The sequence below is a fragment of the Thermus parvatiensis genome, assembly GCF_001535545.1.
Classification (GTDB): Bacteria; Deinococcota; Deinococci; order Deinococcales; family Thermaceae; genus Thermus; species Thermus parvatiensis.
This window is the reverse complement of sequence record NZ_CP014141.1, coordinates 1,544,394-1,566,887: the sequence shown is the minus strand read 5'-3', so window position 1 is coordinate 1,566,887 and position 22,494 is coordinate 1,544,394. Positions and strand designations below refer to the sequence as shown.

Annotated in this window: 21 protein-coding genes, 1 tRNA gene and 8 pseudogenes; 16 read left to right on the top strand and 14 right to left on the bottom strand. The window is 68.7% G+C overall.

Annotated features, from left to right (window positions below):
- Nucleotides 1-51: 51 nt before the first annotated feature.
- The 3 genes and pseudogenes from ftsY to gltX form a co-directional block, all read right to left on the bottom strand.
- A complete protein-coding gene (gene ftsY / locus AV541_RS08520) occupies nucleotides 52-966 on the bottom strand; it encodes a signal recognition particle-docking protein FtsY (RefSeq protein ID WP_008631687.1) in 915 nt (304 codons plus the stop codon).
- Nucleotides 966-1,406: a hypothetical protein gene (locus AV541_RS08515; protein ID WP_060384694.1), complete on the bottom strand. Its 441-nt coding sequence runs from the start codon at nucleotides 1,404-1,406 to the stop codon at nucleotides 966-968. Before AV541_RS08515 ends, ftsY begins: the two co-directional genes overlap by 1 nt.
- A gap of 16 nt (nucleotides 1,407-1,422) precedes the next feature.
- A pseudogene (gene gltX, locus AV541_RS08510) lies at nucleotides 1,423-2,828 on the bottom strand (glutamate--tRNA ligase).
- 54 nt (nucleotides 2,829-2,882) lie between these two features.
- Between gltX and lptB the strand changes: the two are divergent.
- Both lptB and AV541_RS08500 read left to right on the top strand, forming a co-directional pair.
- Nucleotides 2,883-3,611, top strand: a complete 729-nt coding sequence (gene lptB, locus AV541_RS08505; RefSeq protein ID WP_060384693.1) for an LPS export ABC transporter ATP-binding protein — start codon at nucleotides 2,883-2,885, stop codon at nucleotides 3,609-3,611.
- Between the two features lie 2 nt (nucleotides 3,612-3,613).
- On the top strand, nucleotides 3,614-4,957 hold the full coding sequence (locus AV541_RS08500; protein WP_060384692.1) for a DUF3084 domain-containing protein: 1,344 nt from the start codon (nucleotides 3,614-3,616) through the stop codon (nucleotides 4,955-4,957).
- Here AV541_RS08500 and prmC read toward each other — a convergent pair.
- The 7 genes and pseudogenes from prmC to AV541_RS12630 form a co-directional block, all read right to left on the bottom strand.
- Nucleotides 4,856-5,751 (bottom strand): annotated as a pseudogene (gene prmC, locus AV541_RS08495) (peptide chain release factor N(5)-glutamine methyltransferase). The gene AV541_RS08500 and the pseudogene prmC sit on opposite strands and share 102 nt — an antisense overlap.
- 12 nt (nucleotides 5,752-5,763) lie before the next feature.
- A pseudogene (locus AV541_RS08490) lies at nucleotides 5,764-6,332 on the bottom strand (Jag family protein).
- 14 nt (nucleotides 6,333-6,346) lie between these two features.
- A pseudogene (locus AV541_RS08485) lies at nucleotides 6,347-7,633 on the bottom strand (YidC/Oxa1 family membrane protein insertase); the annotation flags it as partial.
- Nucleotides 7,630-7,878: a membrane protein insertion efficiency factor YidD gene (yidD, locus tag AV541_RS08480; protein ID WP_011172533.1), complete on the bottom strand. Its 249-nt coding sequence runs from the start codon at nucleotides 7,876-7,878 to the stop codon at nucleotides 7,630-7,632. The pseudogene AV541_RS08485 and the gene yidD, both read right to left, overlap by 4 nt.
- Before the next feature lie 4 nt (nucleotides 7,879-7,882).
- Nucleotides 7,883-8,254 (bottom strand): ribonuclease P protein component, encoded by a 372-nt coding sequence (gene rnpA, locus AV541_RS11190; protein WP_081424933.1) that lies wholly within the window; start codon nucleotides 8,252-8,254, stop codon nucleotides 7,883-7,885.
- Nucleotides 8,221-8,370, bottom strand: a complete 150-nt coding sequence (gene rpmH / locus AV541_RS08470) for a 50S ribosomal protein L34 (protein WP_011227941.1) — start codon at nucleotides 8,368-8,370, stop codon at nucleotides 8,221-8,223. Before rpmH ends, rnpA begins: the two co-directional genes overlap by 34 nt.
- 349 nt (nucleotides 8,371-8,719) lie before the next feature.
- Nucleotides 8,720-8,905: a hypothetical protein gene (locus AV541_RS12630; protein WP_223966770.1), complete on the bottom strand. Its 186-nt coding sequence runs from the start codon at nucleotides 8,903-8,905 to the stop codon at nucleotides 8,720-8,722.
- Here AV541_RS12630 and AV541_RS08460 point away from each other — a divergent pair.
- The 12 genes and pseudogenes from AV541_RS08460 (at nucleotide 8,847) to tmpR (ending at nucleotide 18,677) form a co-directional block, all read left to right on the top strand.
- Nucleotides 8,847-9,494 carry a transposase gene (locus AV541_RS08460; RefSeq protein ID WP_244880633.1) on the top strand — a complete coding sequence of 216 codons (648 nt, stop codon included), beginning with the start codon at nucleotides 8,847-8,849 and terminating at the stop codon, nucleotides 9,492-9,494. The genes AV541_RS12630 and AV541_RS08460 overlap by 59 nt on opposite strands.
- Before the next feature lie 195 nt (nucleotides 9,495-9,689).
- On the top strand, nucleotides 9,690-10,814 hold the full coding sequence (locus AV541_RS08455; RefSeq protein WP_082709667.1) for a transposase: 1,125 nt from the start codon (nucleotides 9,690-9,692) through the stop codon (nucleotides 10,812-10,814).
- Between the two features lie 81 nt (nucleotides 10,815-10,895).
- Nucleotides 10,896-11,686, top strand: a pseudogene (locus tag AV541_RS08450) (ABC transporter ATP-binding protein).
- Between the two features lie 65 nt (nucleotides 11,687-11,751).
- On the top strand, nucleotides 11,752-12,492 hold the full coding sequence (locus AV541_RS08445) for a metal ABC transporter ATP-binding protein (protein ID WP_060384689.1): 741 nt from the start codon (nucleotides 11,752-11,754) through the stop codon (nucleotides 12,490-12,492).
- Nucleotides 12,485-13,291, top strand: a complete 807-nt coding sequence (locus AV541_RS08440) for a metal ABC transporter permease (RefSeq protein WP_060384688.1) — start codon at nucleotides 12,485-12,487, stop codon at nucleotides 13,289-13,291. Before AV541_RS08445 ends, AV541_RS08440 begins: the two co-directional genes overlap by 8 nt.
- A gap of 23 nt (nucleotides 13,292-13,314) precedes the next feature.
- Nucleotides 13,315-13,762, top strand: a pseudogene (locus AV541_RS08435) (RrF2 family transcriptional regulator).
- 15 nt (nucleotides 13,763-13,777) lie between these two features.
- Entirely contained in the window at nucleotides 13,778-14,902 is a 1,125-nt protein-coding gene (locus AV541_RS08430) for a cysteine desulfurase family protein (protein ID WP_060384687.1), read from the top strand.
- 32 nt (nucleotides 14,903-14,934) lie between these two features.
- Entirely contained in the window at nucleotides 14,935-16,218 is a 1,284-nt protein-coding gene (gene aroA, locus AV541_RS08425; RefSeq protein WP_060384686.1) for a 3-phosphoshikimate 1-carboxyvinyltransferase, read from the top strand.
- The gene (gene cmk / locus AV541_RS08420) at nucleotides 16,203-16,826 is read left to right on the top strand and encodes a (d)CMP kinase (protein ID WP_060384685.1); all 624 of its coding nucleotides are present in this window, start codon (nucleotides 16,203-16,205) and stop codon (nucleotides 16,824-16,826) included. Before aroA ends, cmk begins: the two co-directional genes overlap by 16 nt.
- 3 nt (nucleotides 16,827-16,829) lie before the next feature.
- Nucleotides 16,830-17,602: pseudogene (locus AV541_RS08415) on the top strand (CDP-alcohol phosphatidyltransferase family protein).
- Nucleotides 17,566-17,976 (top strand): NUDIX domain-containing protein, encoded by a 411-nt coding sequence (locus tag AV541_RS08410; protein WP_014630071.1) that lies wholly within the window; start codon nucleotides 17,566-17,568, stop codon nucleotides 17,974-17,976. Before AV541_RS08415 ends, AV541_RS08410 begins: the two are co-directional and overlap by 37 nt.
- On the top strand, nucleotides 17,973-18,677 hold the full coding sequence (gene tmpR, locus AV541_RS08405) for a bifunctional dihydropteridine reductase/dihydrofolate reductase TmpR (RefSeq protein ID WP_014630070.1): 705 nt from the start codon (nucleotides 17,973-17,975) through the stop codon (nucleotides 18,675-18,677). The genes AV541_RS08410 and tmpR overlap by 4 nt, the downstream gene beginning before the upstream one ends.
- A gap of 63 nt (nucleotides 18,678-18,740) precedes the next feature.
- Here tmpR and AV541_RS08400 read toward each other — a convergent pair.
- Nucleotides 18,741-18,816, bottom strand: a tRNA-Ile gene (locus tag AV541_RS08400).
- 70 nt (nucleotides 18,817-18,886) lie between these two features.
- Between AV541_RS08400 and AV541_RS08395 the strand changes: the two genes are divergently transcribed.
- Nucleotides 18,887-19,078, top strand: a complete 192-nt coding sequence (locus AV541_RS08395) for a YgaP family membrane protein (RefSeq protein WP_060384684.1) — start codon at nucleotides 18,887-18,889, stop codon at nucleotides 19,076-19,078.
- Complete coding sequence (locus AV541_RS08390) at nucleotides 19,075-19,605, top strand: ribonuclease FAU-1 family protein (protein WP_060384683.1); 531 nt, start codon at nucleotides 19,075-19,077, stop codon at nucleotides 19,603-19,605. Before AV541_RS08395 ends, AV541_RS08390 begins: the two co-directional genes overlap by 4 nt.
- On the opposite strand, the pseudogene AV541_RS08385 reads toward AV541_RS08390, so the two are convergent.
- The 3 genes and pseudogenes from AV541_RS08385 to AV541_RS08375 form a co-directional block, all read right to left on the bottom strand.
- A pseudogene (locus AV541_RS08385) lies at nucleotides 19,602-20,608 on the bottom strand (hypothetical protein). The gene AV541_RS08390 and the pseudogene AV541_RS08385 overlap by 4 nt on opposite strands.
- 6 nt (nucleotides 20,609-20,614) lie before the next feature.
- Nucleotides 20,615-21,163, bottom strand: coding sequence for a LabA-like NYN domain-containing protein (locus tag AV541_RS08380; protein ID WP_008631719.1), 549 nt, complete (start codon nucleotides 21,161-21,163; stop codon nucleotides 20,615-20,617).
- A gap of 284 nt (nucleotides 21,164-21,447) precedes the next feature.
- Nucleotides 21,448-22,455 (bottom strand): NAD(P)/FAD-dependent oxidoreductase, encoded by a 1,008-nt coding sequence (locus AV541_RS08375; protein ID WP_008631721.1) that lies wholly within the window; start codon nucleotides 22,453-22,455, stop codon nucleotides 21,448-21,450.
- Nucleotides 22,456-22,494: the final 39 nt, after the last annotated feature.

Here is a 22,494-nt window from a genome sequence, read left to right as displayed (position 1 = left end):
TAGGTGGGAGGCCTTCGGGCGTCCCCTGTGGCGAAACCCACGCGCGGGCGCTCAGGCCTCGAGAAGGGCCTCCACGAAGGCCTCGGCGTCAAAGGGCTGGAGGTCGTCCGGGCCTTCCCCCACGCCGATGAAGCGGATGGGCACCTTTAGGGTGCGGACGATGGGGACCAGGACCCCGCCCTTGGCCGTCCCGTCCAGCTTGGTGACGATGACCCCGGTGAGGCCCACGGCCTCGTGGAAGCGCTTGGCCTGCTCCAGGCCGTTCTGCCCGGTGACGGCGTCCAGCACGAGCCACACCTCCCCCGGCTCCCCGGGGTCCGCTTTGGCGATGGCCCGCTTCACCTTCTTGAGCTCCTCCATGAGGCCCTGCTTGGTGTGGAGGCGGCCCGCGGTGTCCACGAAGAGGAGGTCCAGGCCCCGGGCTTTGCGGGCCTGGGCGGCGTCAAAGGCGAGGGCGGCGGGGTCCGCCCCCTCGGGGCCCTGGATCACCGGGATCCCGAGGCGCTTCCCCCACTCCGCGAGCTGGGCTCCCCCTGCGGCGCGGAAGGTGTCCCCGGCGCAGAAGAGGACCTTCTTGCCGAGGCCCTGGTAGAGGCGGCCCAGCTTGGCGATGGTGGTGGTCTTGCCCACCCCGTTCACCCCCACCACCATCACCACGTGCCCCTTAGGCTCCACGGGGCGGAGCTTCTGGGGACGGAAGCCGAGCTTCCTCAGTGTGGCCCGCCGCTCGTCCGGCTCCAGCATCTGGACGAGCTTCTCCTTCACCACCTCTTTCAGGTCCCGCCGCCCCGAGGCCCGCACCTCCTTGAGGAGCTCCTCCGTGGCCGCCACCCCCACGTCGGCGGCGAGGAGGGCCATCTCCAGCTCCTCCAGGACCTCCTCGGGGTCGCCGCCCCAGGGGATGGCCTTGAGGAGCCTTTCCCGGGTCTTGGCGAGGCCCGCCCTGAGCCGGTCAAAGAGGCCCATTACCGGAAGTTCACCCCGAAGGCAAAGCGCCCCACCTTGGGGAAGCCGGCGAAGCCGTAGACGTAGGCCGCCTCGGCGAAGAGGCCGGTGGTGGGGTCCAGGAGGCCCTCGAGGCCCGCCACCAGCCCCACGCCCAAGGTGGGGTTAGGCCCCACCACCCCGCTAAGCCCCCCGCCCAGGTAGGGAAGGAGGCCTTTGAGGGTGGGGTCGTACTGCCCCAGGTCAGGCTTGAAGAGGAGGAGGGCCTCCAGGGCCACCCCTGGGGCGGCGGGGGCGAGTTCGGCGGCGAGGCGGCCCGAGAGGTTCTGCCGTAGGCGGTTCTCCATCCCGGCCCCGAAGGTGAGGCCGAGGCCTTCCCCGTAGCCGAAGCGCATCCCGATGGCGCCTTGGGCCGAGGCGAGGCCAAAAAGGGCGAGAAGGACAACGAGAAGCCGTCTCATGGCGTCCAGTATACCCCTAGGCGAGGGCCCGCTCCAAGCGCCTGAGCGCCCGCTCCTTCCCGAGGAGGGTCAGGATCTCAAAAAGCCCCGGGGTCTCCAGGCTCCCCGTGAGGGCGGCCCGGAGGGGCTGGGCCACCTGGCCGAGCTTGACCCCCTTCTCCGCGGCGAAGCCCCGGAGGAGGGCCTCGAGGGCGGCCTCGGTCCACTCCTCCTGGGCCCTTAGGCGGGGGTAGAGCTCCTTGAGGAGGGGAAGCCCCTCTTCCAGCTTCCTCTGGGCCTTCTCCGCCATGGGGTAGTCCTCGGTGAAGAGGTAGCGGGCCTTCTCCGGGAACTCCTTCAGGGTGTCAAACCGGGGGCGCATGAGCTCCACCGCCCGCCTCAGGTAGGCCTCGCTTTCCCAGGAAAGCCCCGCCTCCCGGAGGAAGGGCTTGACCCTCTCCGCCACCTCCTCCAGGGAGAGCACCTCCCGGATGTACTTCCCGTTCATCCAGCGGAGCTTTTCCAGGTCAAAGACGGGCCCCCCAGGGAGACCCTTTCCCAGGTGAAGGCCTGGATGAACTCCTCGAGGGTGAAGATCTCCCGCCCGTCGGGCATGGAGAACCCCATGAGGCAGAGGTAGTTGCGCAAAGCCTCAGGCAAAAACCCCTCGGCCTTGTACCACTCCAGGGAGGTGTGGCTTTTCCGCTTGGAGATCTTGGTCTTGTCGGGGTTGCGCAGGAGGGGCATGTGGTAAAACCGGGGCGCCTCCCAGCCGAAGGCCCGGTAGAGGAGGACGTGGATGGGGGTGGAGACGAGCCACTCCTCCGCCCGGATCACGTCCGTGACCCCCATGAGGTGGTCGTCCACCACGTTGGCCAGGTGGTAGGTGGGGTAGCCGTCGGACTTGAGGAGGACCACGTCGGGGATCTCCTGGTTGTCGTAGACCACCACCCCCCTGAGCTCGTCCTTGACCTCCGTGGTCCCGGGGCGGGGCACCTTGAGGCGGATCACGTGGGGCTCGCCCCGCCTCGCCCGCGCCTCCGCCTCCTCAGGGGGGATGTTCCGGGCCCTCCCGTCGTAGCCTCCCTTCTCCTTGCGGATCCTTTCCAACTCCTCCGGGGTCTCAAAGGCCCGGTAGGCCCACCCCCGCTTGAGGAGCTCCTCGGCGTACTTTTGGTAGAGGGGAAGCCGTTCCGACTGGCGGTAGGGCCCGTGGGGGCCGCCCACGTCGGGGCCCTCGTCGTAGGAGAGGCCGAGCCACTTTAAGGCGGCGAGGATCCTTTCCTCGGCCCCGGGGACGTAGCGGGCCCGGTCCGTGTCCTCGATGCGCACGATGAAGCGCCCCCCGTTCTTCCGGGCCCAGGCGTAGTTGAAAAGGGCGATGTAGGCCGTGCCCACGTGGGGGTCGCCCGTGGGGCTTGGCGCGATGCGGGTCACCACCATACCTCGCCCATTATCTCACCCGGGGCTAAAGGTTGCCCCGTAGCCTAAGGGGCAATGGACGGGGAGCTTCGCGCCCAGGGTTTGCGCAAGCGCTACGGCCCCAAGGAGGTGGTCCGGGGCGTGGACCTCGCCCTCAGGCGGGGCGAGATCGTGGCCCTCTTCGGCCCCAACGGGGCGGGGAAGACCACCACCTTCTATATGGTGGTGGGCTTTATTAGGCCCACGGGGGGGCAGATCTACCTCAAGGGCCAGGAGATCACCGCCCTCCCCATGTACAAAAGGGCCCGGCTCGGCCTGGGGTATTTGCCCCAGGAGCCCAGCGCCTTCCGGCGGATGACCGCCTTGGAGAACCTCCTCGCCGTCTTGGAGTTCCAGCCCCTTTCCAAAAAGGAGCGCCTGGAGAAGGCCAAGGCCCTTTTGGAGGAGCTTTCCATCTACCACCTGCGGGACCGGATGGCCTACAGCCTCTCCGGGGGGGAAAGGCGCAGGCTGGAGATCGCCCGGGCCCTCGCCACCGACCCCGACTTCCTCCTTTTGGACGAGCCCTTCACCGGGGTGGATCCCAAGAACGTCCGGGAGATCCAGAAGGTGATCGCTGAGCTTCGGGAAAGGCGCGGCGTGGGGGTCTTCATCACCGACCACGCCGTGAGGGAGACCCTGGCCATCACCGACCGGGTTTACCTGATGTACGACGGCCAGGTCCTCTTCCATGGGGACCCGGAGACCTTCGCCAAGGACCAGGGGGTGAGGCGCCACTACCTGGGCGAGGACTACGAGCTCTAGCCATGACCTTCTGGGCCCTCCTCTTCCTCGTCCTCTTCCTCTCGGCCTTGGTGGCCTACCTGGGGGACAAGGTGGCCAAGTGGGCGGGGAAGCGGCACTACCGCCTCTTCGGCCTGAGGCCCCGCCAGACGGCCACCCTGGTCGCCGTCTTCACCGGGGTGGGCATCGCCCTCTTGAGCTACCTAGGCTTCCTCCTGGTCTTCCGGGACGCCCGGGAGGTGATCCTCCAGGCGGAGGCCATCCGGGCCGAGCGGGACCGGCTCAAGGAGCAAAGGGCGGCCCTGGAGGCGGAGGCCGCCCGGGCCCTCGCCGAGGTCAACGCCCTGCGCGGGGAGCGGGGCGCCCTCCTTCAGGCCCTGGAGCGGGTGGAGGGGCTAAGGGAGGCGGCCTCCCGGGAGCTTGCCGCCCTCCGGGAGGAGGTGGCCCGCCTCGAGGCCCGGGGGAAGGCCTTGGAGGAGGCCTTGCGCGCCCGCGAGGCGGAGGTGAAGGCCAAGGAGGAGGCCCTCCTGGCCCTTGAGGCCAGGCTGCGGGAGGCCGAGGCGGAGCTGGCGCAGGCCCGAAAGGAGCGGGAAGCCCTCCTGGGGGAGAGGGAGCGGCTCGAGGCCGACCTCGTGGCCCTCCAGGGACGGGTGTTGGACTTAAGGCGCTCCCGGGAGGTTCTGGAGGAGGAAGCCTCCCGGCTCCGGGAGGCCCTGGCCCGGGTACGCCAGGAGCTCGCCGAGGAGGAGAGGCGGGTCCAGGGCCTCCTCGTCCAGGCCCGGGTGCTGGAGGGGCAGAAGGGCCAGCTTGCGGAAGGCCTCGCCCGCCTGAGCCAGGGGCTCTACCTGGGGGAGGTGCGCCTGGGCCCGGAGGAGGGCCCCGTGGCGCTGGAGGAAATGGCCCGGAGACGGGCCCTCCTCCTGGGCTTCAAGGGCGCGCGGCTTCTCGGCGGGGCCAAGGGCCCGGGGCTTGCCGTCCTGGAAGGGGCGGGGTACGAGGACGGCGTCCTCCTCGTCCGGGCCCGCTTTTACCCGGAAAAGCGCCTGTGGCCCGCGGGGGAGGTTCTCGCCAGCGCCACCTTCCTCAACACGGGGGAGCCCCGGGCCCGGGCCGTCCTCCTGGAGGTGGGGGAACGGGTCCGGAAGCGCCTTCTGGAGGAGGGCGTGCCCCCGGAGTACGCCCGCTTCCCCACGGAGACGGACCTGGCCCAGGGCCTCCTCCTCCTCCGGGGGCGGTCCGGGGTGGTCCGGGTGGGGGTGGTGGCCCTAGGGGAGGTGTGGACGGTGGAGCCGCCCCTCCTCGCCTTCCGCCTCCTCGGTGGGCCTCCGGGCCCGGAGGTACCGGTCCCGACCCGCGAGGTCCGGTAGGACCGCCACCTCCTTCCAGCCTTTTTCCCGGAGCTCCCGGGCGAGGAGGTGGACGTTTTCCGGGGCGAGTTCCAGGAGGAGGTACCCCCCGGGCTTCAGGGATCGGCGGGCCTCCTCCGCCAGGGGGCGGGCCACCGAGAGGCCTTCCGGCCCGGCGTAGAGGGCCAGGGGGCTTTCGTAGCCGAGCTCCCTCGGGGCCTTTTCCCGGTAGGCCTCGGGGAGGTAGGGGGGGTTGGAGACCACCAGGTCCAGGTCCTTAAGGCCCCCGGTGAATGGCGCCGGAAGGAAGGCCACGGCGAGGCCCAGCCGCTCGGCGTTCTCCCGGGCGAGGGCGAGGGCCTTGGGGTCCACCTCCGTGGCGTAGACCTCCGCCTCGGGCAGGGCCCGCTTCAGGGCCAGGGCGATGGCCCCCGTCCCCGTGCCCACGTCCAGGATCCGGGGGGCGGGGGGCAGGGGGAGGCCTAGGGCGAGCTCCACCAGCCCTTCCGTCTCGGGGCGGGGGATGAGGACCCCTTCCTCCACCCGCAGGGGCAGGCCGAAGAACTCCACCTCCCCCACCAGGTACTGGAGGGGGTAGCCCTGGAGGCGTCGCTTGAGGAGCGCCTCGGCCCGGTCAAGGGCCTCTTGGGGCAGGGGGAGGTGAGGCGGCCATATAGGGCCTTTCGGGGCCAGCCCGTGGCCGCAGCGAGGAGGTCCCAGGCCTCGAGCTCGGGAAGCCCGGCGGCGCCGAGGGCCCGCCTCAGGCGGCGGAGCAGGTCCAGGGCGAGCGGCGTATCCCCCGGGGCCTCCGGCATGGCCTCGGGCCCTCAGCCTTGGGCCTCGCGCCTGGGGTAGACCACCACGTGCCGCTCCTCCCCTTCCCCTTGGCTTTCCGTGGTGACCCGGGGGTGGTTTTTGAGGAGCATGTGCACGATCCGCCGCTCCCCGGGGGGCATGGGGGGAGGTGGAGGGGTTCCCCGGTCATGGCCACGGTGAGGGCCGCCTCCTCGGCGAGGCGGCGGATCCGGGCCTCTGCCCGGCTTCTGTACCCCGCCGCGTCCAGAACGAGGCGGTAGCCGGTGCCAAAGCGCCGGGCCAGGACCACCCGGGCCAGGTGCTCCACGGCCCTTAGGGTCCGTCCCTCCTTTCCGATGAAGCGGCCCAGATCCCCTCCCTTGACCTCGGCCTTGAGGGTCTCCCCTTCCACCCGCACCTCCAGACGGTGGCCGGGGTCCAGAAGGAGGAGGAGGCCCCCGAGGAACTCCTCCAGGAAGGCCCTGGGATCCCCTTGGGCCTCGGGGGTTCCCGATTCCTTGAGCCCCACCTCCACCGGGGCCTCCTCGAGGACCCCGAGGTCGGAGAGGAGCTCGTCAATGCTCTTCTTGCGCTCGTCCATGCCCCCAGTTTACGCCTTAAGGGGGCCAGGCTTTTGTTGATGAGCCACTGCTGTACGAGGCCGATGAGGGTGGAGAAAACCCAGTAGAGGGTGACCCCCGAGGGGAACTGGAGGACCAGGAAGACGAAGATGAGGTTCATGAAAAGGCTTTGCCGGATGAGGTCCCGGTTCCCGTGGGCGGAGAGCCAAGTGGAGAGGAAGGTGCTGGCCACGTAGAGAATGGGGAGGATGTAGTAGGGGTCAGGGAGGGCGAGGTCGGGGATCCAGAGGAAGCCCTGGCCGAACTCGTAGTTGGCGATCACTTTCCAGAGGATGAAGAGGATGGGCATCTGGATGAGGAGGGGGAGGCAGCCGGCGGCGGGGTTGACCTTGTGCTCCTGGTAGAGCTTCATGGTGGCCTCCGCCCGCTTGTTGGGGTCGTCCTTGTATTTCTCGTTGATCTTCTGGATGAGGGGCTGGAGGCGCTGGATTTCCGCCATGCTCTTGAACTGCTGGTGCATGAGGGGCCAAAGGAGGAGGCGCACCACCAGGGTCAGGAAGAGGATGGCGAGGCCCCAGTTTCCGGTGAAGCGGTAGGCCGCCTCCATGATCCAGAGGAGGCCTAAGGAAAGCTGGCCCCAGAGGTTGGGGCTGAAGAGGCCGGGAAGGGAAAGGAGCCCTTCCACGTGCAGGCGCACCAGCTCGTTCTGGCCGCCGTAGAGCCGGAGGGTTTGCCCGGGGGCAAGGGCCACCTCCCCCTCCTTGCCCACCAGCTTGCCCGGAAGGGGCTGGTCGGCGAAGGCCACCAGGGCGTAGCCCGCCTTGGGCTTAGTCTGCCAGGCCAGGTAGCGGATGGGGCCTTCCCCGCTGGGCAAGGGTTCCCCTTGGCCCTCGAGGAGCACCTTGGGGGTTCCCTGGGCGGAGAGCTTCAGGGTTAGGGGGAAGTCCGCCGCCACCTCCACCGTGTAGCGCCCCTTGGCGATGCGGTAGGTGAGGGTCCCCTGGGGGCCTTGGAAGCGGGCCAGGAGGCGGCCGTTTTCCACCAGGAACTCGGCCCTTTGGGGGGTGAAGCCCTGGGGGGCCACCACGGGACCATTGCCGGACAGGTTGGGCGCCCGGGTGTAGTCCCCGATGGCGGTGCCCTTGTAGGTCTTCACGTACCAACCCACCACCTCGCCCTTTGCGTTAAAGGCCAGGTCCATAAGGTTGGTGACAGCAACCTTTTCCGGGGTGCCGTCCCCGTTGACGTCCGCGTCCTTAAACCCCACCTCCAGGGCGAGGGCGGGGAGAAGGAGGAGGAAGGCCGCAAGGAGCCTTTTCATTCCGCACCTCCCCGGACCTTCCCCGGGGGGAAGAGGACGGGCACCGGGTCCAGCCCGCCCGGGTTCCAGGGGTGGCAGCGGAGGACCCGCCGCACGGCGAGATAGCTTCCCCAGAAGGCCCCGTGGCGCTCCAGGGCCTCGAGGGCGTAGGCGGAACAGGTGGGGTGGAAGCGGCAGGTCCTGGGCTTCAGGGGAGAGAGAAAACGGCGGTAGAAGCGGATGAGGAGGATCAGCACCTCGCGCACGCCGCTATTGTACCAACCCGCTCTTGCGCAAGGCCCTCACCACGTCCCGGAAGAGCTCGGCGAAGTCCGCCTCCCGGGCCTCAGGGCTCGCCACCACCAAGAGGTGGGCTTGGGGCAGGTGGAGGCGGCGGAGGATCTCCCGGAGGCGGCGCTTGACCTTGTTGCGCACCACCGCCTTGCCCACCTTCTTGGAGACCACGATGCCCACGCGGAGCTCGGCGGCGGGAAGCCACTTCACCGAGACGTACCGCCCCCGCCCCGCCCTGCCCTTGCGGAGCCTCTGGAAGGCCCGGTCGCCTTTGAGGGAAAGAAGCTTGCCCCCCGGGGCGGGGGGCTTGGGGCCTACCGCTTCCGAACGGCGGGCGTGAGGCGCCAGCGCCCCTTCTGACGGCGGCGCTTCAGCACCTTCCGGCCGCCCGGGGTCCTCATCCTGGCCCGAAAGCCGTGGGTTTTGGCCCGTTTCCTGCGGTTGGGTTGCCACGTCCTTTTCATCCATCTCCCTCCCTGGGGCCATGGCCCCCCATGCCTCTAAGAGTGTAGCATAGAGCAGGGGAAACAAAAGCTGACGGTTTTTTACACCCATGCGTAATCCCGTGGGCTTGCCTTGCAAAGGTCAGGAGGACGGGTGTATATCTCTCTCCTGATGGGCAAGCGAGGCTTCCTTCGCAGGGAGGCAAGCCCCAAGGAGGTCCTGGAACACTGCCTGCGCCTGGCCCGGGAGGTGGCCCCTCCCACCCCCAAAGGCAAGCGGGGCCGCCCCTGGCGCTACAGCCACGCCCTTTACCTGGCCCTCCTTCTCTTCCGCGCCTTCTTCCACCTCACCTACCGCGAGACGGAGGCCTCACTCCAGGACCTGATGGAAGGCCCCTTCCCTTCCCACCAGTCCCTGGCCCGCTACGCCCTCAAGCACCTGGACCCCAAACTCCTTGAGGCCCTCCTGGAGAGGCTTTCCCGGGAACTGGAGGCCCATCTCGCCCCGGAGTCCTCGCCGGAAGGCGAAGCGGCTTCGGACGAGGCGCCGGCACACCTGGCGGCGCTTTCCCCCCCTCTACCTCATGGACACCACGGGGCTGGCCTACCGGAGCAAGGACCGGCTTCTCCGCTTTCGTCGGGGGAAGGAGGTGCGGCGGGTGCGGGGGCACGCGCGGCTTCTGGCCCTGATGCGGTGGGATAGGGAGAGGCGGCTCTTGTGGCCCTGGGGTGGAGTGGTGGGGGAGGGCTACGCCCCGGACCCCCGGCTTGGGGGGGAGGTGCTAAAGCGGTTTCCTCCTTCCCGGGGGTGGCTTTTGGCGGACGCGGGGTTTGACGGGAAGGAGGTGTGGGGGGTTTTGGGGGAGGCGGGGGTGCGGCCGGTGATCCGGCTTCGGGGCGGGGGCGAGGCCAGGGAGGAGGCGCGGGTGCGGGCGCGGGAGGGGTGGGACCCCGAGGTGTACCGGTTTCGCGGGGTGGTGGAGGGGGTGTTTGGGGGGATGAAGACGCGGCTGGGTGGGGGGTACCTTTGGGAGCGGAAGCCTTGGACGGCCATGGCGCGGGCGCTTTTGGAGCTCATCGCCTACGGCCTTAGGGTTCTTCTCTCCCTTCTCCCGCCCCCTCCGGGGTACAAGGCAATTTACTAGGCAAGCCCTAATCCAGGACTTTACCCACATCTCCGTTTCGTGGTAAATCTCCCCTTGCGGGCGCAGCCCGTATCTGGTACCGGGGGTGATCCATGGACATGCTCAAGGTGGCCGAGGCCAGGCTCCAGGAGTTCACGGGCCGTTTTGCGAGCGTTTTCCCCCGATAAGCGCCTCCACCGACGGTTTGAAGAGGTGGTGCGGGGCGCCTTGGCCGCAGGCTCAGCCCGGGTGAGCGAGATGGTGGCCTCGCTCCCTTCTCCCCTCCAGAACCGCTTCCACCAGGCCAAAGCCCTTTACCGCTTCCTGTCCAACCCACGGGTGGAGGCAGAAGCCCTCCTTGACCGGGTCTATCAGGAGAGCGCGACTGCCCTGGAGGGTGAGGAGGTTCTGGTCCTCCTGGACCTGAGCCCGGTGGTCAAGCCCTATGCCCGGGCCCTGGAGGGGATAGCCCGGGTGGGGAAGGATAGGCGGCCCGGGTACGAGCTCCTCACCGCCCTGGGGTTGGACCCCGCGGGGCGGCTGGCCCTGGGGTACGCCCACCTGGTGGCCTACGGGGAGAGGGGGTTTGCCAGCCTGCCCAAGGAGGTGGAGGGAGCCATTGAGGCGGCCCGGGAGCGATTGGGGGGCGTGGGCAGGAGGCTGGTGTATGTGGCGGACCGGGGGTTTGACGACCGGAAGGTGTTTGGGCAGGTGCTGGCCCTGGGGGAGGAGTTCGTGGTGCGGGTCTACCGGGACCGGAAGCTTGGGGAGGGGGGTTCTCTGGCGAAGGCGGCTTCTTCCCTGGCCCTTCCCTGTGGGGAGGAGGTGGAGCTGAGGGTAGGGGGCAGGTACCAGCGGGTGCGGCTCCACTTCGGATGGAGGGAGGTGGAGGTGGAGGGGAGGCGGCTCCACCTGGTGGTCTGCCGGGTGCCAGCCCTGGGGCGGCGTGGGGAGTGGTGGCTACTGACCAGCTTGCCGGTGAGGGGGAGGGAGGAGGCGGCGCGGGTGGTGGAGGCGTACCGCAGGCGGTGGGAGGTGGAGCGGTTCTTCCGGCTTTTGAAGACGGGGCTGGGGCTTGAGACCTTCCAGGTGCGGGGGCTTGCCCGGATCCGGAAGGTGGTGGCGGTTTTGCTGGGGCTGGCGGTGTTCCTTTGGGAAGTTGAGCGGTTGGGGGATCCGTTCAAGGGGTTTCTTTTGCAGCTCGGGGGCAAGCTGGGGCTGCCCAGCGAGAGGGATGGTCCGTACCTGCTCCTGAGGGGCCTGGTTCGCCTGCTCAACTATGAAGTCACCCAAGAACTCTTGAAGCAGGCTAAGGGAGGGCGAGGAAGGAGTTTTGGGTAAAGCCCTGCTGCTAATCCCGTTGACAATTTGCCGCCCCGCCCGGTATACTTCACGCTAAATCGCATCCCTGAGGAGGCGTAGGTGGCGCAGCTTGACGTGGAAGGCGTGACCCTTACCTTCGGCGGCGTGGCCGCCCTTTCCGGGGTGTCCATGCGGGTGGAGGCCGGGGAGCTCGTCTCCATCATCGGTCCCAACGGGGCGGGGAAGACCACCACCCTTCGGGCCATCTCCGGCCTCCTCATCCCGAGGACGGGGAGGTGGTCCGGGGGGAGATCCTTTACCGGGGGGAGCCCATCCACGGCCGCCCCCCTGAGGAGATCGTGCGCTTGGGCATCGTGCAGGTCCTGGAGGGTCGCCGCGTCTTCAAGCACCTCACGGTGGAGGAGAACCTCAAGGTGGGCACCCTGACCCGGAGGGGCGTGAACCTCAAGGAGGAGCTGGACCGGATCTACCACTACTTCCCCCGCCTGGCCGAGCTCAGGCACCGGCTCGCGGGGTACTGCTCGGGCGGGGAGCAGCAGATGATCGCCATCGGGCGGGCCCTCCTCGCCAAGCCCCGTCTCCTCCTTTTGGACGAGCCCTCCCTGGGCCTCGCCCCCCTGCTCGTGCGGGAGATCTTTGACATCGTGGCCCGGGTGAATGCCGAGGAGGGGGTTACCGTGCTCGTGGTGGAGCAAAACGCCCGGGTGGCCCTCTCCATCGCCCACTACGGCTACATCATGGAGTCGGGCCGGATCGTCCTCGAGGGGGACCGGGCGTACCTCTTGGAAAACCCCGACGTCCAGGAGTTCTACCTGGGCGTGGCCAAGGAAGGGGGGAGGAAGAGCTTCAAGGAGGTCAAGGCCTACAAGCGGCGCAAGCGCTTCATGTGAGCCCAAAAGGCCCCTGCGCAAGCGGGGCCTGGCGGCGCAAATGAAAATGCGCTATCGTTATTGCTATGTGGGCGGTGGAGACCCAGGGGCTTACGGTCCGCTTCGGGCAGTACCAGGCCTTGGAGGACGTTTCCTTGAAGGTGCCCGAGGGCAGCTTTGTGGCCGTGGTGGGCCCCAACGGGGCGGGGAAGAGCACGCTTCTCAAGGCCCTTTTGGGCCTCGTGCCCTTCCGAGGAGAGGTGCGCATCTTTGGCCGTCCCTTGGCCCAGGCCGACCCCTTCTGGTTCGGCTATGTGCCCCAGATCAAGACCTTTGACCACACCTTCCCCGCCCTGGCCTTGGAACTCGTGGTCTCGGGGCTCCGCCGCGCCTGGCCCTTTCGCGTGGGGGAGAAGGAGCGCGAGCGGGCCCTCGAGGCCTTGGGGCGGGTGGGGGCCTTGGAGCTCGCCCACCGCCCCTTGGGGCGGCTTTCCGGGGGGCAGCTGCAGCGGGTCTACCTGGCCCGGGCCCTGGTGCGCAGGCCCCGCCTCCTCCTTTTGGACGAGCCCGCCACCGGGGTGGACCGGCTGGGGGAGGTGGACCTCTACCGGCACCTGGAGGCCTACCAGGAGGAGACGGGGGCCACGATCCTCATGATCACCCACGACTGGGAGGCGGCCCACCACGCCAGCCACGTCCTGGTGCTGAACCGCCGCGTGATCGGCTTCGGCCCGCCGGAGCGGGCCCTCTCCGAGGAGTGCCTCCGCCAGGCCTTCGGCCATTTGGGGCACGAGCACGCCCTTTTCCTGGGAGGCGGCCGTGCTTGAGGTCTTGGGCTACCCCTTCTTCCAGAGGGCCCTCCTCGCCGGCCTCTTGGTGAGCCTGCTTGGAGGGGCGCTTTCCGCCTTCGTGGTGCAGAGAAGGCTTTCCTTCCTGGGGGACGGGCTCGCCCACGCCGCCTTCGCCGGGGTGGCCCTGGGGCTTTTCCTGAGGGAGGAGCCCCTCTACCTCGCCCTCCCCTTCACCCTGGCCGTGGCCCTGGCCATCACCTATGTGAAGGAGCGGTCGGGCCTCTCGGAGGACACGGCCATCGGCGTCTTCTTCGCCCTTTCCGTGGCCCTCGGGGCCGTCTTCCTCGCCAAGGCCCGGGGGTACGTGGGGGACGCCATGGGCTACCTCTTCGGCTCCCTTCTCGCCGTGGGGCCCGGGGACCTCTGGGCCGTGGGGGGGGTGGTCCTTCTGGGCCTCGCCCTCCTTCCCCTCTGGGGCGCTTTGGCCTACGCCACCTTTGACCGGGAGCTCGCCCTCGCCGACCGGGTGCCCGTGGGGCTCCACGACTACCTCCTCTCCGCCTACCTGGCCCTCGCCCTGGTGGTGGCGGTGAAGGTGGTGGGGGTCCTCCTCGTGGCCGCCTTTTTGGTGATCCCGGGGGCGGCGGCCCGGCTTCTCGGCCGCACCTTCGCCGGCATGACCCTCCTTGCCCTCCTCTTCGCCTTCTCGGCCACCCTCCTCGGGCTTTACGCCTCCTTCCTCCTGGACTGGCCCAGCGGGGCCAGCGTGGTCCTGGCCCAGGCCCTCCTCTTCGGCCTCGCCTTCCTTAAAACCGCGTTTTCCGGGGGGAAATAGCCCTTTTGGGGTATACTGGGGGCATGTGGGTGTCCACGAAGGCCCAGTACGGCCTCCGCGCCCTGGTGGAGATCGGCCTTAGGGCGCCAAGGGCGGTGCCCCTGAAGGAGGTGGCCGAGGCCCAGGGCATCAGCCAGCACTACCTGGAGCAGATCGCCGCCCAGCTCCGTAACGCGGGCTTCATCCGCTCGGTGCGGGGGGCGAAAGGGGGGTACCGGCTCGCCCGCCCCCGGAGAAGGTCACCGCCCTCGAGGTGGTGGAGGCCCTGGAGGGGAGCCTGGCCCCGGTGAGCTGCCTGGAGGATCCGGAGAGCTGCGACAAGGTGGGGCGGTGCTCCACCGAGTTTTTGTGGCGGCGGGTGGACCTCGCCATGCGCCAGGTTCTCGGGGCACCACCCTCAAGGACCTCATTGAGGAGAGGCGGCTTTTGGAGGCCAGGGGGGTCATCCCCCTCGAGGCCCGCGTTTCCTGAGGGCCGGGAGGCGGCGTGCGGGGCGTCTACCTGGACTATGCGGCCACCACGCCCCTGGATCCCGAGGTCCGGGAGGCCATGCGGGCCGTGGAGGAGGTCTTCGGCAACCCCAGCAGCATCCACCGCTTCGGCCAGGAAGCCCGTAAGGTCCTGGAGGAGGCCCGGGAACGGGTGGCGGGGGCGCTCGGGGCGCGGCCCCGGGAGGTGGTCTTCACCGCTGGGGGCTCCGAGGCCGACGCCCTCGCCCTCCTGGGCCCGGCCCTGGCCCGGGGCCGGGGGCACGTGGTGAGCACGGCGGTGGAGCACGCCGCCGTGCTTGGGGCCTTGCGCCTCTTGGAGCGGCTGGGCTTCGCCGTGACCCTCCTCAAGCCCGATTCCCTAGGGATGGTCTACCCCGAGCAGGTGGAGGAGGCCCTGCGCCCCGACACCTTCCTGGTCAGCGTCATGACGGCGAACAACGAGCTCGGCAACCTCTACCCGGTGCGGGAGATCGCCGAGGTGGCCCACCGGCACGGGGCCCTCTTCCACACCGACGCTGTCCAGGCGGTGGGGCAGGTCCCCTTCCGCATGGACGAGGTGGGGGCGGACCTGGTCTCCCTGAGCGCCCACAAGTTCTACGGGCCCAAGGGCGTGGGGGCGCTCCTCGTCCGCCAGGGGGTGGAGCTTCTCGCTGTGGTCCCGGGGAAGCAGGAGGGGGGAAGGCGGGGCGGTACGCAAAACCCCGTTTTGGCCCACGGGATGGCCGTGGCCCTGGAGCTCGCCCTGAGGCGCCTTCCCGAGGAGGCGGCGCGCCTTGCCGCCTTGCGGCGGCGCCTCGAGGCGGGCCTTCTCGCGGTGGAGGGGGTGGAGCTCAACGGCCACCCCGAGCGCCGCCTCCCCAAGCTCGTCAACGTCACCGTGAAGGGGGCGGACGGGGAGGCGCTTCTTCTCGCCATGGACCTCCTGGGCGTGGCCGTCTCCTCGGGCTCCGCCTGCAGCGCCGGGAACCTCGAGCCCTCCCACGTTCTCCTCGCCATCGGCCGCAGCTACGCCGAGGCCAAGGCCTCCTTGCGCTTCTCCCTGGGCCGCTTCACCACCGAGGAGGAGGTGGACCGGGCGGTGGCGGTCTTCCGGGAGGCCGTGGCCCGGGCCCGGGCTTGACCGGGCCCGAGCGGAACGGAAGACTAGGGGGGATGGACGCGTTCCGCCTCGCGCCTTGCGGCCCCTTGCGGGGGCGCCTCCGCGTCCCCGGGGACAAGTCCGTGACCCACCGCGGCCTCATGCTCCTCGCCCTGGCCGAGGGGGAGGGAAGGCTCTTCTACCCCTTGAAGGCGGGGGACACCCTCTCCACCGCCCGGGTCCTTAGGGCCTTGGGGGCGGAGATCCTGGAGGAGGGCCCCCACTTTTTGGTGCGGGGAAGGGGCCTAAGGTTCCAGGAGCCCGAGGACGTCCTGGACTGCGGCAACGCCGGAACCCTCATGCGCCTCCTCCTCGGCCTCCTCGCGGGCCAGGAGGGGCTTTTCGCCGTCCTCACCGGGGACGCCTCCTTGAGGCGCCGCCCCATGGGCCGGGTGGTGGAGCCCCTCAGGGCCATGGGGGCGAGGGTGGACGGGCGGGAGGAGGGGGAGAGGGCGCCCCTTGCGGTAAAGGGTGGCCCCCTAAAGGGCATCCGCTACACCCTCCCCGTGCCCAGCGCCCAGGTGAAGAGCGCCCTCCTCCTCGCCGGCCTCTTCGCCGAGGAGGTGACGGAGGTGGAGGAGCCCACGCCCACCCGGGACCACACGGAAAGGCTCTTCCGCCACTTCGGCCTGCCCTTGGAAGCTGAAGGAAGGAAGGTGCGTACCTGGCGCACGGAGCCCTTCCCCGCCAAGGACCTCGTGGTGCCCGGGGACTTCTCCTCGGCCGCCTTCTTCCTGGTGGCGGCCCTCGTCACCCCGGGCTCGGAGGTGGTGGTGGAGGGGGTGGGTTTAAACCCCACCCGCACCGGCCTCCTCACCGTCCTCAAGGCCATGGGGGCGGACCTGGAGTGGCGGGTCCTCGAGGGCGAGGCGGGGGAGCCCGTGGGGTGGGTGCGGGCCCGGTACAGCCCCCTCATGGGGGTTTCCGTGGACCCCGGTCTCATCCCCCTCATGGTGGACGAGGTGCCCGTTTTGGCGGCGGCCGCCGCCTGGGCGGAAGGGGAGACCTACATCCCGGGCCTTTCCGAGCTTCGGGTGAAGGAGTCCGATCGGGTCCGGGCCATCGCCGAAAACCTCCGGGCCCTCGGGGTGGAGGTGGAGGAAGGCCCGGACTGGCTCCGCATCCGGGGCGGGGGGGTGAGGCCGGGCCGGGTGCGGCCCTTCCACGATCACCGCATCGCTATGGCCTTCGCCGTGGCCGGGCTTCCCGTGGGGGTGGAGGTGGAGGAGCCCCACTGGGCCGAGATCTCCTACCCGGGTTTCTTCCAAGACCTCCTCGGGCTATGCGCGGCATCGTGACCATAGACGGGCCTTCGGCCTCCGGCAAGAGCTCCGTGGCCAAGCGGGTGGCGGCGGCCTTGGGCGTGCCCTACCTTTCCAGCGGCCTCCTCTACCGGGCGGCCGCTTTCCTCGCCCTAAGGGCGGGGGTGGACCTAGGGGACGAGGCAGGGCTTCTGAGGCTTTTAGAGTCGCTTCGGGTCCGTCTGGTGCCGGGGCAGGAGAACCGGGTCTTTTTGGAGGAAATGGACCTCACCCCCTTCCTGCACACCCCCGAGGTGGACCGCGTGGTCTCGGGGGTGGCCCGTCACCCGGGGGTCCGGGCCTGGGTCAACCGGCGGCTCAAGGAGGTGCCTCCACCCTTCGTGGCCGAGGGGCGGGACATGGGCACAGCGGTCTTCCCGGAGGCAGCCCACAAGTTTTACCTTACGGCGAGCCCCGAGGTGCGGGCGTGGCGGCGTGCCCGGGAAAGGCCCCAGGCCTACGAGGAGGTCCTTAGGGAGCTCGTCCTTAGGGACGAGAAGGACAAGGCGCAAAGCGCCCCCGCCCCCGACGCCCTCGTCCTGGACACCGGCGGCATGACCCTGGACGAGGTGGTGGCCTGGGTCCTGGCCCACATCCGGAGGTAGGCGGTGGTCCCGGGGGCCAAGGAAAGGCCGGTCCAGGAGTTCCTGAACACCCTTTTTTACCGTCCCCTGGCGCACCTCGTTGTCCTTTTTCTCCTGCGCACGCCCGTGAGGCCCCACCACCTGGTCCTCTTCCACACGGGCCTGGTCCTCGTGGCCGCCTGGCTTCTTCTCCAGGGGGAGGACCTCCTTGCCGCCCTCCTCCTCCAGCTAAAGACCGTCCTGGACAACGCCGACGGGCAGCTCGCCCGCCTTAGGGGAGAGGTGACGGAGTTTGGGCGCTACCTGGACACGGGGATGGACTTCCTCGGGAACCTGGCCCTCTTCCTGGCCCTGGGCCTGCGCACCGGTTTCCTGGAGAAGGCTCTCCTCGCTTTTTTGGTTTTCACCCTGGTCCAGTCCTACGACTTCAACCTGGAAAGGCTTTACCGCCTTTCCCGGGGGCTTCCCTTGCCCGAGGGGCCTCGGGACCCGGAAACCCCCTGGCTTCGCCTCTTCCGGGGGCTATACGCCCTCCTCTTCGCCCCCAGGACCGGGCCATTACTGCCTTGGAGCGCTTCCTAGAGCGGCGGTTCCGGCTTGACCCCTTGCGTTTCTGGGACGAGGGGGCCTTGGCGGGGGTGGTGAACCTGGGCCTCACCACCCAGCTTTTCTTCCTGGGGGTCTTCCTCCTCTTCCACCAGCCTGGGGCCTACCTCACCTTTGTCCTTCTCCAGGCCCTGTATCTTGGCCTTTGGTACCTATGGAGGATCGTCCGCAGTATCCCATCCCCACGGTAGGGGCCTTGGTGGAGCAGGAAGGCCTTGTGCTTCTGGTGCGCACCGCCAAGTGGCGGGGGCTTTGGGGGGTGCCCGGGGGCAAGGTGGCCTGGGGGGAGGCCCTGGAAGAGGCCTTAAGGCGGGAGTTCTGGGAGGAGGTGGGCCTTGCCCTTTCCCAGATCCGCTTCGTCCTGGTCCAGGAGGCCCTTTTCAGCCCCGAGTTTTACAAGCCCACCCATATGCTCCTCTTCAACTACTTCGCCCGGGCGGAAGGGGCGGTGCGCCCGAACGAGGAGATCCTGGAGTGGGCCTGGGTGGAACCCAAGGCCGCCCTCGCCTATCCCCTGAACACCTTCACCCGGGTCCTGGTGGCCCGCTACCTGGAGGGGGCATGAGGGTCGCTTTGGTGACGGGAAGCGCCAAGGGGATTGGCCGGGCCATCCTCTTGGCCCTGGCCCGGGAAGGGTTTAACGTGGCCGTCCACTACCGCACCTCCGAGGCCCTGGCCGAGGCCACCCGTCAAGAGGCAGAAGCCCTTGGGGTGAGGGCCATCAAGGTCCGGGCGGACCTCACCCGGGAGGAGGAGGTGGACCGGCTGGTGGAGGAGGTCCGCTACCACCTGGGGGGGGTGGGCGTCCTGGTGAACAACGTGGGGGACTATCTCTATAAGCCCATTGAGGAGGTCTCCTTGGAGGAGTGGCGTTGGATCCTGGACACCAACCTCACCGCCACCTTCCTCCTCACCCAAAGGGTCCTTCCCCTCATGGTGGCCCAGGGCTACGGCCGCATCGTGAACCTGGGCTACGCCGGGGCGGGAAACCTCCTCGCTCGGACCCACATCACCCCCTACGCCATCGCCAAGACGGGGGTCATCCTCTACACCAAGGCCATCGCCAAGCGCTTCGCCCAGGCGGGGATCACCGCCAACGTGGTGGCCCCGGGAGTGGCGGAAAACTCCGTTTCCAAGCCCCTTCACGAGATTCCCATGGGGCGGCTCGCCCTCTTAGAGGAGGTCGCCCGGGCGGTGCTCTTCTTCGTCAAGGAGCCCTACCTCACGGGGCAGGTGCTGGAGGTGGCCGGGGGGTGGAACCTCTAGGTACTCCACCGCGGTTTTCGCCAGCCTGGGGCAGAAAAAGCCCCGGCTCGAGGCCGGGGCGGGTGGTGGGCCGTGCAGGATTCGAACCTGCAACCTACCGGTTATGAGCCGGCTGCTCTGACCGTTGAGCTAACGGCCCCCGTCCGGAAACGATGGTAGCACAGCCCGGCCCCTTTTGCTGTACCCTGGGGTTTAAGGGAGGTGAGCTTATGTCGGTGAACGAGAGCACCACCGACCGGGTCATCCGGTTCATCCTTTCCCTCGTCCTCTTCTACTTCGCCTTTCAGTCTGCCGCGCCCTGGAACTGGGTCCTGGGGATCGTGGCCGCCGTCCTCCTCTTCACGGCAATCACGGGGTTCTGCGCCCTCTACCGCGTCCTGGGCATCAGCACCAAGCGGTGAGCCCGGCCTGGCCCCTCCGCCCGGGCCAGAAGGTCCGGGTGGAGTTCTACAAGTACCCGGAAGAAGCCCTCCACTACTTCTGGGAGGCGGAGGTGGTGGAGGTGCGCCCCGAGGGGGTCCTCACCCTCCTTCCCCAAGGCGGGGTCTTCCACCACGTGGGCAAGGGGCGCTCCCTGGTTTTGGACCACGACGCCTACGTGGCCTTCTTTCCCGGGGCCTGGTACTCCGGGGGGCCCGACGTGCGGGAGGGGAGGGTCCTGGAGTACTACTGGAACGTCCAGACCCCGGCCCTTTGGACGGGAGATGCCTTTCGCCAATACGACCTGGAGCTGGACGTGAAGTGTCGGGCGGACCACACCTGCGAGGTCTTTGACCGGGAGGAGTTCCTGGCGAAACGCTCCCTTTACCCCAAGGCCTGGGTGGAGGCGGCGGAGCGGGCGGTGGAGGCCGTCTTCCGCCACATGCGCGAGGGGCGCTGGCCCGTTTTGCCCCCCGGGGAGCCCCTGCCCTGGATGGAGCGGATTTAGGGGAAGAGGTGGGGGACTGGCGGGGAGGGGGCCTCGAGGCTTCCTGGGCCTAGGGGTTTAAGGGGGAGGAGGCGGCGGCCCTGGAGGGTCCAGTACCCCTCCAAGACCACCTGGTAGAGGAGGCCCTTGAAGAAGCCGTTGAAGCTGTCGTCCCAGGTTTCCAGGTTCTGGGCCCTCAAGGGGTCGTTGTGCCAGGCAGGGCCCAGGTAGTAGAGCCACGGGTCCTCTAGGGGTCGGGTATCCTCCGGCGGGAGGGAGAGGAGGGCGTTGAAATAGCCCCGCAGGCGGCTTGCGGTGAAAAGGAGGTTGAGGTAGGGGTCCAGGAGAGCCCTGCGGGCTTCGGCCTCGGTGTGGGGAAAGGGCCTTAGGGGGTCCCAGGCGCCGAAGCGCCTGAGGCGCGCCTCCTGTTTTAGGGCGTCCTCCCAGCTCATCTGGGCCAGGCCCAGGGTCCGGGAAAAGGGGGCTTCCCCCAGGGTGAGGGCTATCCCATCCGCCACCTCCCGTACTCCCCGGGAGAGCCCCAAGGCCTTGTCCCCGCCGTGTTGCTCGTTGTCCACGATGGCGGCCAGCACCCCGGGGGGAGGCCGAGGGCGTGGGCCGCGGCCCGGATCTCCTGGGCGTGGGGCAGGACGTGGTGGGGGGCGATGGGGAGCCCTTCCAGGTTGACCGGGGCTTTCCGGACCGCCTGGCCGATGGCCAGGAGGAAACGGTGCGCCGCTTCTAAGGCTTCCTCCGCGGTGGCGAAGGCCGAACGCTTCCCGCTTTGTTGGTTGGCGAGCTCGAGCCTGAGGAGGCGGTCGTAGGCCCGGGCCGCCTTTTCCCCGAAGAGGAGGTACAGGCTCGCCTTGTTGGCGAGGTGGCGGGCCACCAGGGCCTCCCGCTTCGCCGGAGGGTAGGGGAGGAGGTCCCGAAGGCTGGGGGAGGGAAGGGGTACCGAGGGGGCAGGCAGGGCCAGGAAGAGGAAAGCGGCCACCGCCAGGACCAGCCAGGGCCCTAGGGGCATGGGCGCCTATGAACCAGAGCCTTCCGCCGGGGCGGGAGGCATCTCCACCGTGGCCTCCACGGGGTAGCCCACATAGGTGCGGCGGCCTCCCGGGGTCCTTTCCAGGGCCTCTCGCCACTCCGCCAGGTTCAGGAAGCGGTCCGCCTGGTTGCGCAGTTCCAGGTCGGAGAGCTCATGGAGGCCTAAGAGGTGGACCTCCTTGCCCAGGGCACGGAGGGCGGCGAAGGTGTGGGCCAGTTCCCCTGAGCCGTTGGCCACGATGGCCCGGTCCCAGCGGGGGGCGGTGGTGAGGAGGTCGGTGGCCATCATGGCCTCAAACCGGGCCTCCCCCCGCACCAGCCGGCTCCGGACGGTGTAGCCCATGAAGACCAGGGCGTCAATGAAGCGCTGCTGCCGCTCGTCCTCCGGGTCGGTGATGGGCACATAGTAGAAGGCGTTGTAGAGCTGCTCCGGGGTGGCGAACTGGGTCAGCACCCGGCGGTGGTCCACGCTCCAGCCCAGGCGCTTGGCCGCCTGGTACATGTAGGACCCATCAACGAAAAGGGCAACCCGCATATGCCCCTCATTTTAGAGAAAAGAGGGGGCGTGGGGGAGCTATAATCCCCCGGACTTTCAGTCCGTGGGATACATGGACTCCCCCACGTGCTCCGAAGGAGCACATAGCATGGTGGGCGGTCATTTATTTGTGGTATAATGTGCATGGGCTCGGACGGAGCCTTCGGGGATGGATACGGCAAGGGCCGTTCCGTGAGAACCGAGAAGCCTCGGACTTCAGTCCGAGGAGTCGTCACAGCAAAAAGGAACCCCGGGGATAGCCCCGGGGTCGTTTCCCTACCCCTCTAGGCCGGGGCCTTCTCCTCGGCCTTTTCCGAGGAGTGGCCGGGGTTCACCTTGAGGCTGGGGTTGGCGTAGGCCGCCGCGTGGTTTGCGGCGATGGCCGCCTCCCCGAATCCCAAGACGATGAGGGGAAGCTTCCCCGGGTAGGTGACGATGTCCCCGCAGGCGTAAACCCCGGGGATGCTGGTGGCCATGGTGGTGTCCACCTTGATCTTGTTCTTCTCCAGCTCCAGGCCCCAGTTGGCCAGGGGGCCCAGCTTGGTGAGGTAGCCCGCCAGGATGAGGACGGCGTCCACCGGAAGCGGGATTTCCTCCTGGGTCTGGTTGTGGAAGATGACCGCCCTTTCCACCCGGGTATCCCCCTCAATCCGCCGCACCTCGTAAGGGGTGAGGACCTGAAGCCGTCCCGCCTCGTGGGCCTGCATGAGCTCCCTTACGCTGGCCTCGTGGGCCCGGAACTGGGGCCGGCGGTGGATGAGGGTGATCTCCTGGGCTGTGTCCAAAAGGTTGAGGGCCCAGTCCACGGCGCTGTCCCCCCCGCCCACGATGAGGACCCGCTTCCCCTGGAACTCGGCCTTGCTCTTCACGGCGTAGTAGACGCCCCTCCCCTCAAACTCGCGCTCCCCCGGGGCCCCGATCCGCCTGGGCTCAAAGGCCCCCACCCCGGCGGCGACGATCACCGCCTTGGCGGTGAAGGTGTTCCCCAAAGAGGTGGTGACCTTGAAGAGGTCCCCTTCCCTCTCCAAGGTCTCGGCCCGCTCCCCCAGGTTGTAGATGGGGTTGAAGGGGGCCACCTGCTCCACCAGGCCCTTCACCAGGTCCTTGGCGTAGACCTTGGGGAAGCCCGCCACGTCGTAGATGTACTTTTCCGGATAAAGGGCCGATAGCTGCCCCCCGGGTTCGGGCAGGGGGTCTATGAAACGGAAGGAGAGGCCCCGCATGCCCACGTAAAACCCCGCGAAAAGCCCCGCTGGCCCGGCGCCGATGATGATCACGTCCGTGTGCTCCATGGCCTCACCTCTCCCCGGCATTTTACGCGCTCCGCTAGG

Bases quoted from the DNA above. Each gene is read 5' to 3' on its own strand.
- ftsY (WP_008631687.1), bottom strand. From the start codon at position 966: ATGGGCCTCTTTGACCGGCTCAGGGCGGGCCTCGCCAAGACCCGGGAA.
- AV541_RS08515 (WP_060384694.1), bottom strand. From the start codon at position 1,406: ATGAGACGGCTTCTCGTTGTCCTTCTCGCCCTTTTTGGCCTCGCCTCG.
- lptB (WP_060384693.1), top strand. From the start codon at position 2,883: ATGGACGGGGAGCTTCGCGCCCAGGGTTTGCGCAAGCGCTACGGCCCC.
- AV541_RS08500 (WP_060384692.1), top strand. From the start codon at position 3,614: ATGACCTTCTGGGCCCTCCTCTTCCTCGTCCTCTTCCTCTCGGCCTTG.
- rpmH (WP_011227941.1), bottom strand. From the start codon at position 8,370: ATGAAAAGGACGTGGCAACCCAACCGCAGGAAACGGGCCAAAACCCAC.
- AV541_RS08445 (WP_060384689.1), top strand. From the start codon at position 11,752: ATGTGGGCGGTGGAGACCCAGGGGCTTACGGTCCGCTTCGGGCAGTAC.
- aroA (WP_060384686.1), top strand. From the start codon at position 14,935: ATGGACGCGTTCCGCCTCGCGCCTTGCGGCCCCTTGCGGGGGCGCCTC.
- cmk (WP_060384685.1), top strand. From the start codon at position 16,203: ATGCGCGGCATCGTGACCATAGACGGGCCTTCGGCCTCCGGCAAGAGC.
- AV541_RS08410 (WP_014630071.1), top strand. From the start codon at position 17,566: ATGGAGGATCGTCCGCAGTATCCCATCCCCACGGTAGGGGCCTTGGTG.
- tmpR (WP_014630070.1), top strand. From the start codon at position 17,973: ATGAGGGTCGCTTTGGTGACGGGAAGCGCCAAGGGGATTGGCCGGGCC.
- AV541_RS08395 (WP_060384684.1), top strand. From the start codon at position 18,887: ATGTCGGTGAACGAGAGCACCACCGACCGGGTCATCCGGTTCATCCTT.
- AV541_RS08380 (WP_008631719.1), bottom strand. From the start codon at position 21,163: ATGCGGGTTGCCCTTTTCGTTGATGGGTCCTACATGTACCAGGCGGCC.
- AV541_RS08375 (WP_008631721.1), bottom strand. From the start codon at position 22,455: ATGGAGCACACGGACGTGATCATCATCGGCGCCGGGCCAGCGGGGCTT.